Genomic DNA, 13982 nt, shown 5'->3' on the forward strand with positions numbered 1-13982 from the left:
GTCGCCCCTGCGGCCGAATGCGTGAAGTGGCTCCGGCTGACATTCGCGAGCAGGGGCTCGCTCCCACAAAGGGATTTGCGCCTACAAGGGGTCTTTTCAGTCGGCTTTCGCAAACTGGGGTTGGGTGTCGACAGCAGAGCCTTGGTAGAACCCGGCAAAACGGGCGAACTGGCGCTGGGCAGCAGAGGCGTCCACGCCTTCGCGCAACACAGCCACGTCAAAACCCGTGCGCTGCATTTGCACCAACTGGTCAATCAGCACGTCGCCGGTGGCCCGCAGCTCGCCCGCAAAGCCCAGGCGGCGGCGCAGCAAGAAGGCCTGGCTGTAAGCGCGGCCATCGGTGAATTTGGGGAACTGCAGGTCGATGCGCGTGACGCCCGTCAGGTCGAGCGTGCGGGGATCGGCGTCGTTGGCCAGCGTGATGACCGCAGGCGATTCCACGGCTTGGTGTTCTTGGGCAGAGATGATTTTCATGAGGTGCTAGCTTTGCTGTTTGGGCTTGTGGGAGCGCGCCCCTGCGCGCGAATGGGTCATTCGGCCGCAGGGGCGGCCTCCTACAGGGATGTTCAGGTGGCGGTTTCCTCGGCGGGGTGGCGGGCTGCATTGGCCGCAGCCTTGAACGGGTCCTGGCCCACGCGGCGCAGGGTTTCAATGAAGTACTCATGGCGGCCAACTAAGGGCTGGCGCAGGGCTTTGTAAGTGTCCAAAATCGCTTCGATCACGTCGGGCACTTCGAACGACGAGAACGAAGGGCCAACCACCTTGCCTGGGACGGTGGGGCCTGACAGGTCTTTGCCGTCCGAGCCGCCCAGCGTGACCTGATACCACTCTTTGCCGTCTTTATCCACACCCAAAATGCCGATATGGCCCGAGTGGTGGTGACCGCAGGAGTTGATGCAGCCGCTGATGTGGAAGTCGATGTGGCCCAGGTCGTTTAACTCGTCCAGGTCTTGGTAGCGCTCGGTGATGGCGGCGGCCAAAGGCAGCGAGCGGGCATTGGCCAGGGCGCAATAGTCGCCGCCGGGGCAGGCGATCATGTCGGTCAAGAGGCCAATGTTGGGCTGGGCCAGGCCCAGGGCTTTGGCTTCGAGCCACAGGGCGTGCAGCTGGTCCAGGGGCACCCAAGGCAGCACCAGGTTTTGCGTGTGGCTGACGCGGGCTTCGCCAGCGGAATATTTCGCCACCAGTGCGGCGGCGGCGTCCAGTTGGTCGGCCGTGGCGTCGCCTGGCGACTGGCCTGTACGCTTGAACGACAGGCTCACGGCGCGCAGCGCGGGGTTCTGGTGCGGCTTGACGTTTTGCGCGATCCAGCGGGCAAAGGCGGATGTCTTGGCCGCTTCGATGCTGACGTCGGCTTCGGCCTTGGCGGTCCACTCGGCCGTCGCAGCAGGCAGGTTCAGGGCCGGGGCCACGAAGCAGGCGGCCACGCGGTCGAACTCGGCTTGCGGGATGGTGTGCAGGCCACCGTCTTTGACCAGAATGTCCTGGTATTCGGCTTCGACTTCGTCAAAGTAGCGCTGGCCTTCGGCTTTGACCAAAATCTTGATGCGGGCCTTGTACAGGTTGTCGCGGCGGCCCCAGCGGTTGTAGACCCGGATCACGGCTTCGAGGTAATTCATGATCTGGTTCCAGGGCAGGAACTCGCGGATCTGTGTGCCCACCACGGGCGTGCGGCCCATGCCGCCGCCCACCAGCACCTTGAAGCCCACTTCGCCCGCGGCGTTCTTGACCATCTGCAGGCCCACGTCGTGCCAGCCAATGGCAGCGCGGTCTTCGGCCGCGCCGGTGATGGCGATCTTGAACTTGCGCGGCAAGAAGGCGAACTCTGGGTGCAGCGTGCTCCACTGGCGGATCAGCTCGGCATAGGGGCGGGGATCGACCACTTCGTCCACGGCCACGCCGGCCAGCTCGTCGGTGGTGGTGTTGCGGATGCAGTTGCCGCTGGTCTGGATGCCATGCAGGTTCACGGTGGCCAGCAAGTCCATCACGTCGGCCGATTTGGACAGGGGAATCCAGTTGAACTGCACGTTCTGGCGGGTGGTGAAGTGGCCGTAGTTGGTGGTCAGCTTGGGGGCGAGGCCCGGCAGCTTGTCTTGCGTGGCCTGGGCCTCGGCCAGCAAGGCGGCGTCGGGGGTGTCGTATTCACGCGCGATTTGGGCCAGCACCTTCAGCTGCGGTGCCGAGATTTCGCCATAAGGCACCGCCACGCGGAGCATGGGGGCGTAGCGCTGGACGTACCAACCGTTTTGCAGGCGCAAGGGCTTGAATTCATCGCCGGTCAGTTGGCCTGCTTCAAAGCGTTCGAGCTGGTCGCGGTGCTGTGCGGCGCGGGCGCGCACGAACTGTTTGTCAAATTCGGTGTATTGGTACATAGGAAAAACTCAGATCAAAACCAGTTTGGTGCCGGCCCAGGCCAGCAAGACGGAAAGCAAAGAGCGGATCACGCGGTCAGGCGTGTGGTGCGTCAAGCGCGAGCCCAGCCAGATGCCAGGCAGCGAGCCTGCCAGCAGCTTGGCCAGCAAAGGCCAATCGACTGAGCCCAAAGAGGCATGGCCCAGGCCCGCCACCAGCGTGAGGGGCACGGCATAAGCAATGTCAGCCGCCACGATGCGGGGCAAAGGCAGCATGGGGTAAAGCACCAGCAATACGGTGACGCCAATCGCGCCCGCGCCCACCGAGGTGAGGGTGACCAAGGTGCCGATCAGCGCGCCAAACAGCACAGGCAGGCTCCAGTGGCGCGGTGTGGTGGCACGCGATTCGTCGGCGCTGGCCAAGTGTCGGGGCACTTGCTTGCCGCGCACCGCCTTGTAAAGCATGGCCGCAGCCGTGAGCAGCAAGGCCACGCCCAATGTCGAAGTCATCAGCGACTGCACTTGGGGATCGGCAGGCCCCACCCAGCGCAAGATGCCGAGCGTCACCAGGCAAGCTGGAATGCTGCCCGCACTGAGCAAGCCCACCACGCGCCAGGGCACGATGCGCTGGCGCGCAAAGCTCACGGTGCCGCCCAGCTTGGTGAAAGCCGCAAACAGCAAGTCGGTGCCGACCGCCATGTAGGGCTTCACACCAAAGAAAAAAATCAACAGTGGCGTCATCAAGGAGCCGCCACCCACTCCCGTCAGGCCCACGATGGTGCCCACGAAAAACCCTGCAAAGACATAAGCCAAATCAACCATGGGGGCGACTGTAAGGGGTCTTTATGCCTAAACAAACGATTTTTTAGTTGTGCATATATTCTGGTTGCTTATAAGTAGTGCAGGGCACCTGGCGCAAGCTTTCCGCAAGGGGCAGGGTGGTGTGCGCCGAATCACGCAAACGACCCGTGGTGTGTGATTTTTCGGATGTCCCGTCTGCGACAGGTCGAATCTCGGCTGGTACAGTCACGGCTCTTGCTATTAACCCTAGGACTATTTTTATGAACCGCCTTATTGCCACAGGCCTGCTGAGCGCAGCCCTTGCCACGAACACCGTCATGGCCCAAACCCCGATCAAGATCGGTGAGATCAACAGTTATTCCGCCATTCCGCAGTTCACCCAGCCTTACAAGCAAGGCTGGCAGCTGGCGGTCGAAGAGATCAACGCCCAGGGCGGCCTGCTGGGCCGCAAGGTCGAGGTCATCGCCCGTGACGACGCCGGCAAGCCCGAAGAGGCTTTGCGCCACGCCATTGAGCTCACGTCCAAAGAAAAGGTCGATGTGCTGGCCGGGGGCTTTTTGTCCAACGTGGGCTTGGCCCTGGCCGACCACGCGCACAAGAACAAACGCTTGTTCGTGGCCAGCGAGCCTTTGACCGACGCCATCGTCTGGGACAAGGGCAACCGCTACACCTTCCGCCTGCGCCCCAGCACCTACATGCAAGCGGCCATGCTGGTCGAAGAAGCAGCCAAATTGCCCGCCAAGCGCTGGGCCACCATTGCGCCCAACTACGAATACGGCCAAAGCGCCGTGGCCAGCTTCAAGGAATTGCTCAAAGCCAAGCGCCCTGATGTGGAATTTGTGAGCGAGCAGTGGCCCGCCCAGGGCAAGATCGAGGCAGGCAGCACCCTCACGGCCACCATGGCCAGCAAACCCGATGCGATCTTCAACGTGACCTTTGGCGCTGACCTCGCCAAGCTGGTGCGCGAGGGCAATCAGCGCAATGTCTTCCCCAAGACGCCCGTGGTGTCGCTGCTGTCGGGCGAGCCCGAGTACCTGGAGGTGCTGAAAGACGAAACGCCCAAGGGCTGGATCGTGACCGGCTACCCCTGGGACCAGCTCGACAACAAAGAGCACGCCAGCTTTGCCGCCAACTACTACAAGAAGTTCAATGAGAACCCCAAGGTCGGCTCGGTGGTGGGTTACGCCACCCTGCAGGCCATCTTTGCGGCCATCAAAAAGGCCAACTCCACCGACAACGAAAAGCTGGTCACTGCCATGCGTGGCCTGAAGTTCAGCACCCCGTTTGGCCCGGCCGAGTTCCGTGCCATTGACCAGCAGTCCACCATGGGTGCGTATGTCGGCAAGCTCGACCAGCGCGGCGGCAAGGGCACCATGGTGCAGTGGCGTTATGCCGACGGCAAGGCTTACCAGCCCACCGACGCCTATGTGAAATCACGCCGCCCTGCGGACGCGATGAAGTAAAGCGCCGCCACGCCTGAACCGGTTTCAGGCGGGCGTCAGCCCCCAGCGGTGCGCATCGCTGGCTTGCCAAAATTCGGCAAATGGGCTGGGCAGCGCCGCAGGGTCGGCAGGGGCCTGCAGCAACTGTCCCGGCAACAAGGTGTCGATGGTGCTTGCCAGGCTGCGGGCTTGGCCCTGAGCATTGCGCACCATCAGGTGGTGGGCCGTCATGTCGGCCGGGCGTGTCAGTCCGGCAGCGCCCAGCAAGTCGGCCAAGGCGTGCATCGTGTTGGCGTGAAAGTAATACACCCGCTCGGCTTTGTCGGTGACCACAATGGCGCGTTGGCGCACCGGGTCTTGCGTGGCCACACCTGTGGGGCAGTGGTCGGTGTGGCAGCTGCGCGACTGGATGCAGCCCAGCGCAAACATGAAGCCCCGAGCCGAATTGCACCAGTCGGCCCCCAAGGCCAGACAACGCGCAATGTCAAAAGCCGAGATCACTTTGCCCGATGCCCCGATCTTGATGCGCTCGCGCAAGCCGGCGCCCACCAGGCTGTTGTGCACTAGGCGCAGGCCATCGCGCAAAGGCATGCCCACATGGTCGGCAAACTCAATGGGCGCAGCGCCCGTGCCGCCTTCGGCGCCATCCACCACCACGAAGTCGGGCGTCTGGCCGGTCTGAACCATCGCTTTGACGAGGGAGAACCACTCTGCCGGATGCCCCACACACAGCTTGATGCCCACCGGTTTGCCGCCAGACAACTGGCGCAACTGGGCCACAAACTTCAGCAACTCCACAGGGGTGGTGAAGGCCGAGTGCTTGGCGGGCGAAACGCAATCCTGGCCCATCGGCACGCCCCGCGCATCGGCGATCTCGGCGCTGACCTTGGCTTTGGGCAGCACCCCGCCGTGGCCCGGTTTGGCACCCTGAGACAGTTTCACCTCGATCATCTTGACCTGTGGTGACTGCGCCTGCAGGGCAAAGCGCTCGGGGTCGAAGTGGCCATCTTGCGTGCGGCAGCCAAAGTAACCCGAAGCAATCTGCCAGATCAGGTCACCCCCGTGCTCGCGGTGGTGCGCCGAAATGCTGCCTTCGCCGGTGTCGTGTGCAAACTGCCCTCGGGCCGCACCTTTGTTCAGGGCCTTGACGGCGTTGGGCGACAAGGCGCCAAAGCTCATGCCCGAGATGTTGAGCAGCGACAAGTCATAGGCCTGTGTGCACTGCGTACCGCCCACCCGGATGCGAAACGATGCCGGGTCCGGTTGCTCGGGCTGCAACGAGTGGGCAATCCATTCGGTGTTGGGGTTGTACATGTCCTTGATGCTGCCAAAACCACGTTTGTCGTTTTGCACCTTGGACCGCGCATAGACCATGGCGCGCTGGTTGCGCGAAAACGGCAGCTTCTGTTCGTCGTCCTCCAGAAAATACTGGCGCATTTCTGGCCGGATGTACTCCAGCCCATAGCGCAGACGCCCCGTCAGTGGGTAGTTGCGGCGCACCGCCTGTTTGGACTGTGTGAAGTCGATCCAGCCCAGCACAAAGAGCACGGCAAAGCCTGCGCTGGCCCAAACCGAGAAGGGTGTGCTGACCACGGCCGCAGGCACGGTGATCAACCAGGGCAGGTAGCGCGATAAAGATTGGCGGGCCATGTGCACTCCGGAAAGGAACCGACACCCAGGTCGGCACAGGCCCATCGTAGTTGTTATTGGTGTTTTTGTTAAATTTATAAGCGGCGGTACCTTTGGGCTGCCAAGTGCTTGGCCAAAGATGCCTCCAAAGGCAGAGGCTCGTTGTCGAGCCAGGCCGCCATGAGTTCGCCGCACAACACCGCTAGGCTGATGCCGCGTGCGCCCATGCCTGCGCTGAGCCACAGGCCCGGCAAGCGTTCGCTGTCGATAGGCCCCACGGCGGGCAGGCGGTCGGGCAGGGTGCAACGCAAACCTGCCCAGCCCTGCACAAGCTCGGGGTCAAACTGTTGTTGCATCGCTGCGCCCAAGTCGGGCAGCAAGGTGGACAAGCGCAGCTGGTTGGCCGCGTGGTCTTCTGGCCGCACGGGGGCTTGCTCACAGTTGCGCTCAAAGGTCGAGCCGATGTACCAGCCGGCTGGCCCCTCGGGTGTGGGCACGCCGCTGATGAAGCTGCCGTGGCCGTTGACCGGAAAGGGTGGGAGCAGCTGGCGCTGTGCATCGCTCAAGTCGCTCATGTGTCCAAAGCTCACTTGCCCGCGCAAGGGGTTCAGTGGCACGGCAAAGCCGGGCAGGGGGCGCAGCAGAGCCAAGCTGTCAAAGGCGCTGGCCACCACCAGCAAAGGCGCTTGCCCCAGCACCTGGCCTTGCGCGTTGGTCACGGTCCACAAGTCGCCTTGGCGCTCAATGTGTTGAACCGTTTGCCCCCACTTCACTTGCACACCCGGTGTCTGCAGCTGCGCCGCCACCAGTTGGCGGGGCCTGATCCAGCCCGCCATGCTGTGCCAAAGCGCAGGCGTGTCGGGCGGCAGGCCCGCTGCGGCAATCTGCGCGGCGCTGGCCAGCGTGCTGCTGGGGCTCAGGCTGCCGAATGTGGTGCCAGGTGCGGTGGCCGGTGGGGTGTCTGGCGTGGTGTCTGCGCCGTGGCAGGGGTCTTGAGTGGTGTTGGCCTTGGGCAGCCTGCGTTTGCCCGCCAGGTTGTGTTCCAAAACCCCCGTCAAGGCCCAGTCGGTGCCGCTTTGCAGCAGTGTTTGGGCGCGCTGCAAAGTGGCCCGCACACCTGCTCGGGTCAGGCGTGAGAGCACATTGTCGTCGGGCGAGACATGGGGCGCGGCCAAACCCGCAGGCAGGCCCGAAGCCCCTGCGCCAAGGCCTGTGGCTTGGTCCAGCACGGTGACGGACCAGCCGCGCAAAGCCAGGCTGTGTGCCACGGCAGAGCCCGACAAGCCCGCACCGATGACCAGTGCCTGGCGTGTCAGGGGAAAGTGGTTCAAGGTGTCAGGGCTTGCGTCAGACGCAGCCAACTTCAGTTGGCGGCTGGTGGCACGTAGCCTTGGGCAGCGTCAGCGCCTGCGCCAAAGAAATGGTTTTCCATTTGACGAGCCAGGTATTGGCGGGCGCGCAGATCGGCCAAGTTCAGGCGGTTTTCATTGACCAACATGGTCTGGTGCTTGAGCCAGTCAGCCCAAGCTTGCTTGCTCACGTTTTCCCAAATGCGCTTGCCCAACTCGCCGGGATAAGGCGCGAAGTCCAAGCCTTCTGCTTCGGTGCCGAGTTTGATGCATTGAACGGTGCGTGCCATGGTGTCTTTCAGCCTTGATCTATCTTAAGAAGCTCTGGTTATACGGATATAAAATTTCAGTATTTCCAGTATTGAGCGGTTCACACGAAAATACGCCCTGTTTCGCGACAGGATCGACTTTCTTGTGGTCTATCAGGCTGCAACTGTAGCAAGCTTTCAGCATCCCCCCAGTGGCTTTGGGGCTCTTGTCCCTGCCATAACCCAGACAAATCAAATGAGTGCTTTTCTTGAAGAACGCGTTTTGAGCGTTCACCACTGGACCGACCGTCTGTTCAGCTTCACCACCACCCGCGACCAGGCCCTGCGCTTTTCGAATGGCCACTTCACCATGATCGGTTTGCGCGGCGAGAACGGCAAACCGCTGCTGCGCGCTTACTCGATCGCCAGCGCCAACTACGAAGAGCACCTTGAGTTTTTGAGCATCAAGGTGCCCGACGGCCCGCTGACTTCCAAGCTGCAACACATCCAGGTGGGCGACACCATCGTGGTGGGCCGCAAACCCACCGGCACCTTGCTGTGTGACTACCTCTTGCCCGGCAAAAACCTGTACCTCATGTCCACCGGCACCGGTCTGGCCCCGTTCATGAGCATCATCCGCGACCCCGAAACCTACGAGCGCTTTGAAAAGGTCATCCTTGTGCACGGTGTGCGCCAGGTCAATGAGTTGGCCTACCACGACTACATCACGAAAGAGCTGCCCGCCAACGAGTTCTTGGGTGAGATGGTGAGCAAACAGCTGTTGTACTACCCCACCGTGACCCGCGAGCCCTACAAAAACCAGGGCCGCCTGACCGATCTGATCGAAAACGGCAAGCTGTTTGCCGATCTGGGCTTGTCCAAACTCAACCCCGACACCGACCGGGTGATGATCTGCGGCTCCCCCGCCATGCTCAAAGACCTCAAGCGCATCTGCGAAGAAAACGGCTTGAAAGAAGGCAACACCAGCACCCCGGGAGCCTTTGTCATCGAACGGGCATTTGCCGAGTCCTGATTTGGCTGGGGCTTTGTGAAAAGCCCCACCAAGGGCATCTCAACACGGGCGCACAATGCGCCCGTTGGCTTTTAAAAACAGACCATGAACCTGACTTCCATCACCCCCTCACGCTGGCTGGCCCTGATCGCTTTGTCGGGCATTGGCATGCTCGCCTTTGGTTTGTATCTGCAGCACGTGGTGGGCCTGAACCCTTGCCCCATGTGCATTGTGCAGCGCTATGCCTTGATCGGCGTGGTGCTGGTGGCTGCTGTGGGCTGGCGTTTGCGTGGCTGCGGCCTGGCGGTGTCGGGTGTGTTGCTGGCGCTGGTGTCGGGCTTTGGCGGTTTTACCGCTGCGCGCCAAAGCTGGCTGCAGTGGTACCCGCCCGAGGTCGTGACCTGTGGTCGAGATTTTTACGGCATGGTCGAAAACTTTCCCATCAATCGCGCCATCCCCATGATCTTCAAGGGCAGCGGCGACTGCACCAAGGTGGATTGGACCTTTTTGGGTGGCTCGATTGCCAACTGGTCATTCGTGTGCTTCGTGGTCTTTGGCCTCTTGGGCCTGTGGGTGGCCCGCAAGTCGCGTCAAGCCGCGGCGTAACTGAGCGGCACGGCGGTGGTGTATTTCAGCTCCTCCATGGCAAAGCTCGAACTCACATCCGACAGCGGCACCTGCTGAATCAGCTGCTTGTACACCTGGTCGTAAGCGGCAATGTCGGGCACCACCACCCGCAGCAGGTAGTCCACATCACCGCTCATGCGGTAGACCTCGACGATTTCCGGGATGCCCTGCACCGTGGCCCGAAACTTCTCCAGCCAAGGCAGATCGTGGTCACGCGTGCGCACCGCCACAAACACCGTCACCCCCAGATTCACCTTTTGCCTGTCCACCAGGGCCACCTGCTGCGAGATCACGCCCAGCTCCTTGAGCCGCTGAATGCGCCGCCAGCAAGGCGTGGGCGTCAGGTGCACGGCGGCGGCCAACTCGTTGATCGGCATGTCACTGCTCTTTTGTAGCAACTCCAGCAATTTTCGATCTATTGCATCAATTTTCTGTTTCATGGCTTTATTGTAGAAAATTATTTTAAAAATAAGTCATTTTGGGTTTTATTTTGAAACTCCATGCTGGCCATTCGGTGGCAAACTTTGATGTTCATTTTGCAAAGAAGGCGGGCATGAAAAAAATCGGTTTGATTGGCGGCATGAGCTGGGAATCCACAGCGCTTTACTACCAGCACATCAACCGCGAAGTGGCCAAGCGCCACGGCGGTCTGCGTTCGGGGCGGGTGCACCTCATCAGCCTGGACTTTCAGGAAATCGCCGATCTGCAAAAGCAAGGCGACTGGCCCCGCATGACAGAAATTTTGCAAACGGCTGCGCGCCAGCTTGAAAGCAGCGGCGCCGAGGTCTTGCTGATCTGCACCAACACCATGCACCGCATCGCGCAGGAGGTTCAGTCGGTGACCGCCTTGCCTTTGCTGCACATTGCCGACGTGACCGCCGACGCGATCTTGGCCGCAGGCCTCAACAAGGTGGGCCTGCTGGGCACCCGCTTCACCATGGAACAAACCTTCATGCGCGACCGCTTGGCGGCACGCGGCATTGAATGCGTGGTGCCTGACGAAACGGGGCGCATCGAGGTGCACCGTGTCATTTTTGAAGAACTGTGCCGGGGCGTGGTGCGGGACGATTCGCGCCAGAAACTGGTGGCCTTGGTGCGCGAGTTGGCAACCCAGGGCGCGCAAGGCGTGATTTTGGGCTGTACCGAGTTGACCATGATCTTGCAGCCCGGCGACCTTGGCTTGCCCCTCTTTGACACCACCGAACTGCACGCCATGGCCGCCGTTGATTTCTCACTGTCCTGAGGTTCACCATGTGCCAACTGATGGGCATGAGCTGCAATAACCGCGCAGCCACCACGTTTTCATTCACCGGGTTTTCTGCCCGGGGCGGGCGCACCTCGGACCATGTGGACGGCTGGGGCATTGCGTTTTACGACGGCCACGGTTGCCGGGTTTTTCAGGACGACCAACCGGCCAGCGAGTCTCCGCTGGCGGAATACGTGCGCAGCCATCCGATCAAATCCCGCGTGGTGGTGGCGCATGTGCGCAAAGCCACTCAGGGCGATGTGCAAGCGGCCAACTGCCATCCTTTTCAGCGCGAATGGCTGGGTCGCACTTGGGTGTTTGCCCACAATGGCGACCTGGGCCGCTTTGAAGCGCCGATGACCTGCCAAGACATGCCTGTGGGCACCACCGACAGCGAGCGTGCGTTTTGCGCCCTCATGAGCCGTTTGCGTCAGCATTTCAAAGACCGGCAGCAGCCGCCCGAGTGGTCAGAGCTGGCCCCGGTGCTGTCAGGCATCGTGGGCGATCTGGCCCAACACGGCAACCTCAACATGCTGCTGAGCGACGGCCACGCCCTTTATGTGCATTGCTCGACCCACCTGCACCAGCTGGCCCGGCACCACCCGTTCCCCAAGGCCCGGTTGGTGGACTGCGACATGAGTCTGGACTTGGGGCCACTCAACGCCGAAGGCGACGTCATGACCCTGCTGGCCACCGAACCATTGACCGTCGATGAACCCTGGCAAGCCCTGCGCACCGGCGAATTCCGGGTGTATGTGGACGGTCAGGAGGTCTGGCGCGAGCTGAACCCGCAAACGCAAGCCTTTGCCGCAGCCGAGCGCGTGCTGCCCAAGGGCAGCCTCAGAGCTTCTTGAACATCGAAAAAGTGGCAGTTTGGTAGAACTGGCGTTCAATGTTTGGGAATGCGTCAGACTTTTCGTCTCGCAAGTGGTGTGAAGAGAGGGGCGTGATCAAGGGTCATTTAGCCCCTGAGCCCTCGTGCCTTTTGCAAAATTTTTTCTGTAGGAATGTCTTGCAAGCACCAGCTGGCTACTTTTCTGGCCGTGTTGCTGAGACCATGCCGATCGGGGCCTGTGCCGCTCGCCTTGATGACTTCTACGGGGATAAGTTGCTCTGTCAGCTTATCGGCCAAAACAATCTGTGAGGGCCAAAGTACATTGGCGTCTTCTGGGTCGCCGACCATGAAGACGCGCAAGTCTGGATGCATCATGGTTTTGTTGAGTTTATCGGTGGGCTCATAAGAGTCCGCATAGCCTGTTGTATCCCGTGTCCGTCCGTAAAGTTTCCATCTGATGCTGGGGGAAGATGGCGAAGACGTTGGTACAGCACAGACGATATCGCTGCGCATCGTCAGCAGGGATGCTGTGACATGTCCTCCACCGCTTTGCCCAGCAATCACGAATTCCTTGATGGCCCATTGTTGTTTCAGGGCATCCAGCGCTGAATTGATCTGACGCGACTCCATTTCACGCCGTCTTTGCATGTGGTCGCCTCAAGACCCATGGGTACCAGGTCTGCCGATAAAGACATAAGGCACGCCCAATTGGCGGTGAATCTGTTCCGCTTGTTCGGCAAGCTTGTCTTGGCTGAGGGCTAGGTAATTTTTATTGGTTTTTCCTGCTCCCACCCAAATATCGCCATGAAAAAAAACCATGACCCTTTCATTTTGGGTGGGAGCAAGACCTGCCATCCAATATCGAATGCATTCGCTGCCGTGATCTTTTGTGGTTGCCCAAAGACCATTGTTGATCTCTTTGCAACGCACCTCAGTGGCTTTGATGCCTCGGGTGATGGCAGTTTCCGAAAAATCACCATCTGCGGTGAAATCCATGCGCCCCAAAAATGCATGAACCTGATGGGTTGTCAGTGATAGAAGGGCAATAACGGCCAGAACCAAGGCAAACCGAGAGGTACGGAACCACACCGTCACAGCTTTTTGACCAGCACTTGGCTCTTGCGGTCCCAGTTGTATTTGCGTTTGCGCGCTTCGGGCAGCCAGTCGGGGTCGACCTGTGCAAAGCCGCGCTTGATGAACCAGTGCATGGTGCGCGTGGTCAGCACAAAGATGCTTTTGAGGCCCATGGCGCGGGCGCGTTGCTCCACGCGCTTGAGGATTTTTTCGCCATCGCCCTGGCCTTGCGATTGGGGCGACACGGTCAGCGCCGCCATCTCGGCCGTTTTGGCTTCGGGGTAAGGATAGAGCGCCGCGCAGGCAAAAATCACGCCGTCGTGGTCGATGATGGTGTAGTGGTCCACATCGCGCTCGATCTCGGTGCGGTCGCGCTTGACCAGCGTGCCGTCTTTCTCAAACGGTTCAATCAACTGCAAGATGCCGCCCACATCATCGGCGGTGGCCTCGCGCAGCTCTTCAAGTTTTTCATCGACCACCATGGTGCCGATGCCATCGTGCACATACACCTCCAGCAGCAGCGAGCCGTCCACTGCAAAGGGCAGGATGTGCGAGCGCTCCACGCCCTCTTCGCACGCCTTCACGCAGTGCTGCAGGTAAAAGCCGATGTCGGTCGGCTCGGTCGGCCGGGGCAGCGAGGCCAGCAATTGTTTGGCAGCGGCCAGCGGCAGCTCGGTATCGATCGGGTTGTCCTCGCTGGCGGGCTCATTGGGCTGCATGCGGATGCCCGGAATTTCCGTCACAAAAATCAGCTTGTCGGCCTGCAATTCAGCGGCCACACTGGTCGCGACTTCTTCCATGGCCAAATTGAAAGCCTCACCCGTGGGCGAGAAGCCAAAGGGCGACAGCAGCACCATCGCGCCCATGTCCAGCGTGCGCATGATGCCGTCCACGTCCACCTTGCGCACCAGCCCCGAGTGCTGAAAATCCACGCCGTCCACAATGCCCACCGGCCGCGCCGTGATGAAGTTGCCCGAAATCACCCGCACCGTCGAGCCCGCCATGGGCGTGTTGGGCAGGCCCTGGCTGAAAGCGGCCTCAATCTCGTAACGCAGCTGGCCAGCGGCTTCTTGCGCGCAATCGAGCGCCACGCTGTCGGTGATGCGCATGCCGTGCGAATACTTGGGCGTGTGGCCCTTGGCCGCCAGTTGTTCGTTCACCTGTGGCCGAAAACCGTGCACCAGCACGATCTTGACGCCCATGCTTTGGATCAGGGCCAGGTCTTGTGCCAGGTGCGCCAGCTTGCCTGCGGCAATGGCCTCGCCCGCGATGCCCACCACAAAGGTCTTGCCCCGGTGCATGTGGATATAGGGTGCCACCGACCGGAACCAGGGCACGAAAGTGAAATTGAAGACTGTGGGCATGGGT

15 protein-coding genes are annotated in these 13982 nt (G+C 61.0%); 5 read left to right on the plus strand and 10 right to left on the minus strand.

Annotated elements, in window-relative coordinates; genetic code table 11:
- Positions 1-96: 96 nt before the first annotated feature.
- The 3 genes from B9Z33_RS08600 to B9Z33_RS08610 all read right to left on the minus strand — a co-directional run bounded on the left by B9Z33_RS08600 (position 97) and on the right by B9Z33_RS08610 (position 3173).
- The gene (locus B9Z33_RS08600; protein WP_108286598.1) at positions 97-474 is read right to left on the minus strand and encodes a DUF934 domain-containing protein; all 378 of its coding nucleotides are present in this window, start codon (positions 472-474) and stop codon (positions 97-99) included.
- A gap of 92 nt (positions 475-566) precedes the next feature.
- Positions 567-2372 carry a nitrite/sulfite reductase gene (locus B9Z33_RS08605; RefSeq protein WP_108286599.1) on the minus strand — a complete coding sequence of 602 codons (1806 nt, stop codon included), beginning with the start codon at positions 2370-2372 and terminating at the stop codon, positions 567-569.
- A 9-nt stretch (positions 2373-2381) separates the two neighbouring features.
- A complete protein-coding gene (locus B9Z33_RS08610; protein WP_108286600.1) occupies positions 2382-3173 on the minus strand; it encodes a sulfite exporter TauE/SafE family protein in 792 nt (263 codons plus the stop codon).
- Positions 3174-3412: 239 nt separating this feature from the next.
- Between B9Z33_RS08610 and B9Z33_RS08615 the strand changes: the two genes are divergently transcribed.
- A complete protein-coding gene (locus B9Z33_RS08615; RefSeq protein ID WP_108286601.1) occupies positions 3413-4615 on the plus strand; it encodes an ABC transporter substrate-binding protein in 1203 nt (400 codons plus the stop codon).
- 24 nt (positions 4616-4639) lie between these two features.
- Here the strand turns inward: B9Z33_RS08615 and B9Z33_RS08620 are convergent, their stop codons facing one another.
- The 3 genes from B9Z33_RS08620 to B9Z33_RS08630 form a co-directional block, all read right to left on the minus strand.
- Positions 4640-6244 carry an FMN-binding glutamate synthase family protein gene (locus B9Z33_RS08620; RefSeq protein ID WP_108286602.1) on the minus strand — a complete coding sequence of 535 codons (1605 nt, stop codon included), beginning with the start codon at positions 6242-6244 and terminating at the stop codon, positions 4640-4642.
- Positions 6245-6318: 74 nt separating this feature from the next.
- Entirely contained in the window at positions 6319-7554 is a 1236-nt protein-coding gene (locus B9Z33_RS08625; protein WP_108287062.1) for an FAD-dependent oxidoreductase, read from the minus strand.
- A 32-nt stretch (positions 7555-7586) separates the two neighbouring features.
- Positions 7587-7862 carry an oxidative damage protection protein gene (locus tag B9Z33_RS08630; RefSeq protein ID WP_108286603.1) on the minus strand — a complete coding sequence of 92 codons (276 nt, stop codon included), beginning with the start codon at positions 7860-7862 and terminating at the stop codon, positions 7587-7589.
- 214 nt (positions 7863-8076) lie between these two features.
- Between B9Z33_RS08630 and B9Z33_RS08635 the strand changes: the two genes are divergently transcribed.
- Entirely contained in the window at positions 8077-8853 is a 777-nt protein-coding gene (locus tag B9Z33_RS08635; RefSeq protein ID WP_108286604.1) for a ferredoxin--NADP reductase, read from the plus strand.
- 84 nt (positions 8854-8937) lie between these two features.
- Positions 8938-9438 carry a disulfide bond formation protein B gene (locus tag B9Z33_RS08640; RefSeq protein WP_108286605.1) on the plus strand — a complete coding sequence of 167 codons (501 nt, stop codon included), beginning with the start codon at positions 8938-8940 and terminating at the stop codon, positions 9436-9438.
- Here the strand turns inward: B9Z33_RS08640 and B9Z33_RS08645 are convergent.
- Positions 9423-9899: an Lrp/AsnC family transcriptional regulator gene (locus B9Z33_RS08645; protein ID WP_108286606.1), complete on the minus strand. Its 477-nt coding sequence runs from the start codon at positions 9897-9899 to the stop codon at positions 9423-9425. The genes B9Z33_RS08640 and B9Z33_RS08645 overlap by 16 nt on opposite strands.
- A 113-nt stretch (positions 9900-10012) precedes the next feature.
- On the opposite strand from B9Z33_RS08645, the gene B9Z33_RS08650 reads away from it, so the two are divergent.
- Together B9Z33_RS08650 and B9Z33_RS08655 are read left to right on the plus strand one after the other, a co-directional pair.
- The gene (locus B9Z33_RS08650; RefSeq protein ID WP_108287063.1) at positions 10013-10702 is read left to right on the plus strand and encodes an aspartate/glutamate racemase family protein; all 690 of its coding nucleotides are present in this window, start codon (positions 10013-10015) and stop codon (positions 10700-10702) included.
- An 8-nt stretch (positions 10703-10710) separates the two neighbouring features.
- Positions 10711-11559, plus strand: coding sequence for a class II glutamine amidotransferase (locus B9Z33_RS08655; protein ID WP_108286607.1), 849 nt, complete (start codon positions 10711-10713; stop codon positions 11557-11559).
- Between the two features lie 107 nt (positions 11560-11666).
- Here B9Z33_RS08655 and B9Z33_RS08660 read toward each other — a convergent pair whose 3' ends face one another.
- From B9Z33_RS08660 to argA, 3 genes are all read right to left on the minus strand, one after another.
- Positions 11667-12188 (minus strand): hypothetical protein, encoded by a 522-nt coding sequence (locus B9Z33_RS08660; RefSeq protein WP_146183845.1) that lies wholly within the window; start codon positions 12186-12188, stop codon positions 11667-11669.
- A gap of 9 nt (positions 12189-12197) precedes the next feature.
- Entirely contained in the window at positions 12198-12536 is a 339-nt protein-coding gene (locus tag B9Z33_RS08665) for a hypothetical protein (RefSeq protein ID WP_108286609.1), read from the minus strand.
- Between the two features lie 95 nt (positions 12537-12631).
- Positions 12632-13978 (minus strand): amino-acid N-acetyltransferase, encoded by a 1347-nt coding sequence (argA, locus tag B9Z33_RS08670; RefSeq protein ID WP_108286610.1) that lies wholly within the window; start codon positions 13976-13978, stop codon positions 12632-12634.
- Positions 13979-13982: the final 4 nt, after the last annotated feature.

It is taken from the genome of Limnohabitans sp. T6-20, assembly GCF_003063505.1.
Classification (GTDB): Bacteria; Pseudomonadota; Gammaproteobacteria; order Burkholderiales; family Burkholderiaceae_C; genus Limnohabitans_A.

Bases quoted from the DNA above. Each gene is read 5' to 3' on its own strand.
- B9Z33_RS08600 (WP_108286598.1), bottom strand. From the start codon at position 474: ATGAAAATCATCTCTGCCCAAGAACACCAAGCCGTGGAATCGCCTGCG.
- B9Z33_RS08605 (WP_108286599.1), bottom strand. From the start codon at position 2,372: ATGTACCAATACACCGAATTTGACAAACAGTTCGTGCGCGCCCGCGCC.
- B9Z33_RS08610 (WP_108286600.1), bottom strand. From the start codon at position 3,173: ATGGTTGATTTGGCTTATGTCTTTGCAGGGTTTTTCGTGGGCACCATC.
- B9Z33_RS08615 (WP_108286601.1), top strand. From the start codon at position 3,413: ATGAACCGCCTTATTGCCACAGGCCTGCTGAGCGCAGCCCTTGCCACG.
- B9Z33_RS08620 (WP_108286602.1), bottom strand. From the start codon at position 6,244: ATGGCCCGCCAATCTTTATCGCGCTACCTGCCCTGGTTGATCACCGTG.
- B9Z33_RS08630 (WP_108286603.1), bottom strand. From the start codon at position 7,862: ATGGCACGCACCGTTCAATGCATCAAACTCGGCACCGAAGCAGAAGGC.
- B9Z33_RS08635 (WP_108286604.1), top strand. From the start codon at position 8,077: ATGAGTGCTTTTCTTGAAGAACGCGTTTTGAGCGTTCACCACTGGACC.
- B9Z33_RS08640 (WP_108286605.1), top strand. From the start codon at position 8,938: ATGAACCTGACTTCCATCACCCCCTCACGCTGGCTGGCCCTGATCGCT.
- B9Z33_RS08645 (WP_108286606.1), bottom strand. From the start codon at position 9,899: ATGAAACAGAAAATTGATGCAATAGATCGAAAATTGCTGGAGTTGCTA.
- B9Z33_RS08650 (WP_108287063.1), top strand. From the start codon at position 10,013: ATGAAAAAAATCGGTTTGATTGGCGGCATGAGCTGGGAATCCACAGCG.
- B9Z33_RS08655 (WP_108286607.1), top strand. From the start codon at position 10,711: ATGTGCCAACTGATGGGCATGAGCTGCAATAACCGCGCAGCCACCACG.
- B9Z33_RS08660 (WP_146183845.1), bottom strand. From the start codon at position 12,188: ATGCAAAGACGGCGTGAAATGGAGTCGCGTCAGATCAATTCAGCGCTG.
- B9Z33_RS08665 (WP_108286609.1), bottom strand. From the start codon at position 12,536: ATGGATTTCACCGCAGATGGTGATTTTTCGGAAACTGCCATCACCCGA.
- argA (WP_108286610.1), bottom strand. From the start codon at position 13,978: ATGCCCACAGTCTTCAATTTCACTTTCGTGCCCTGGTTCCGGTCGGTG.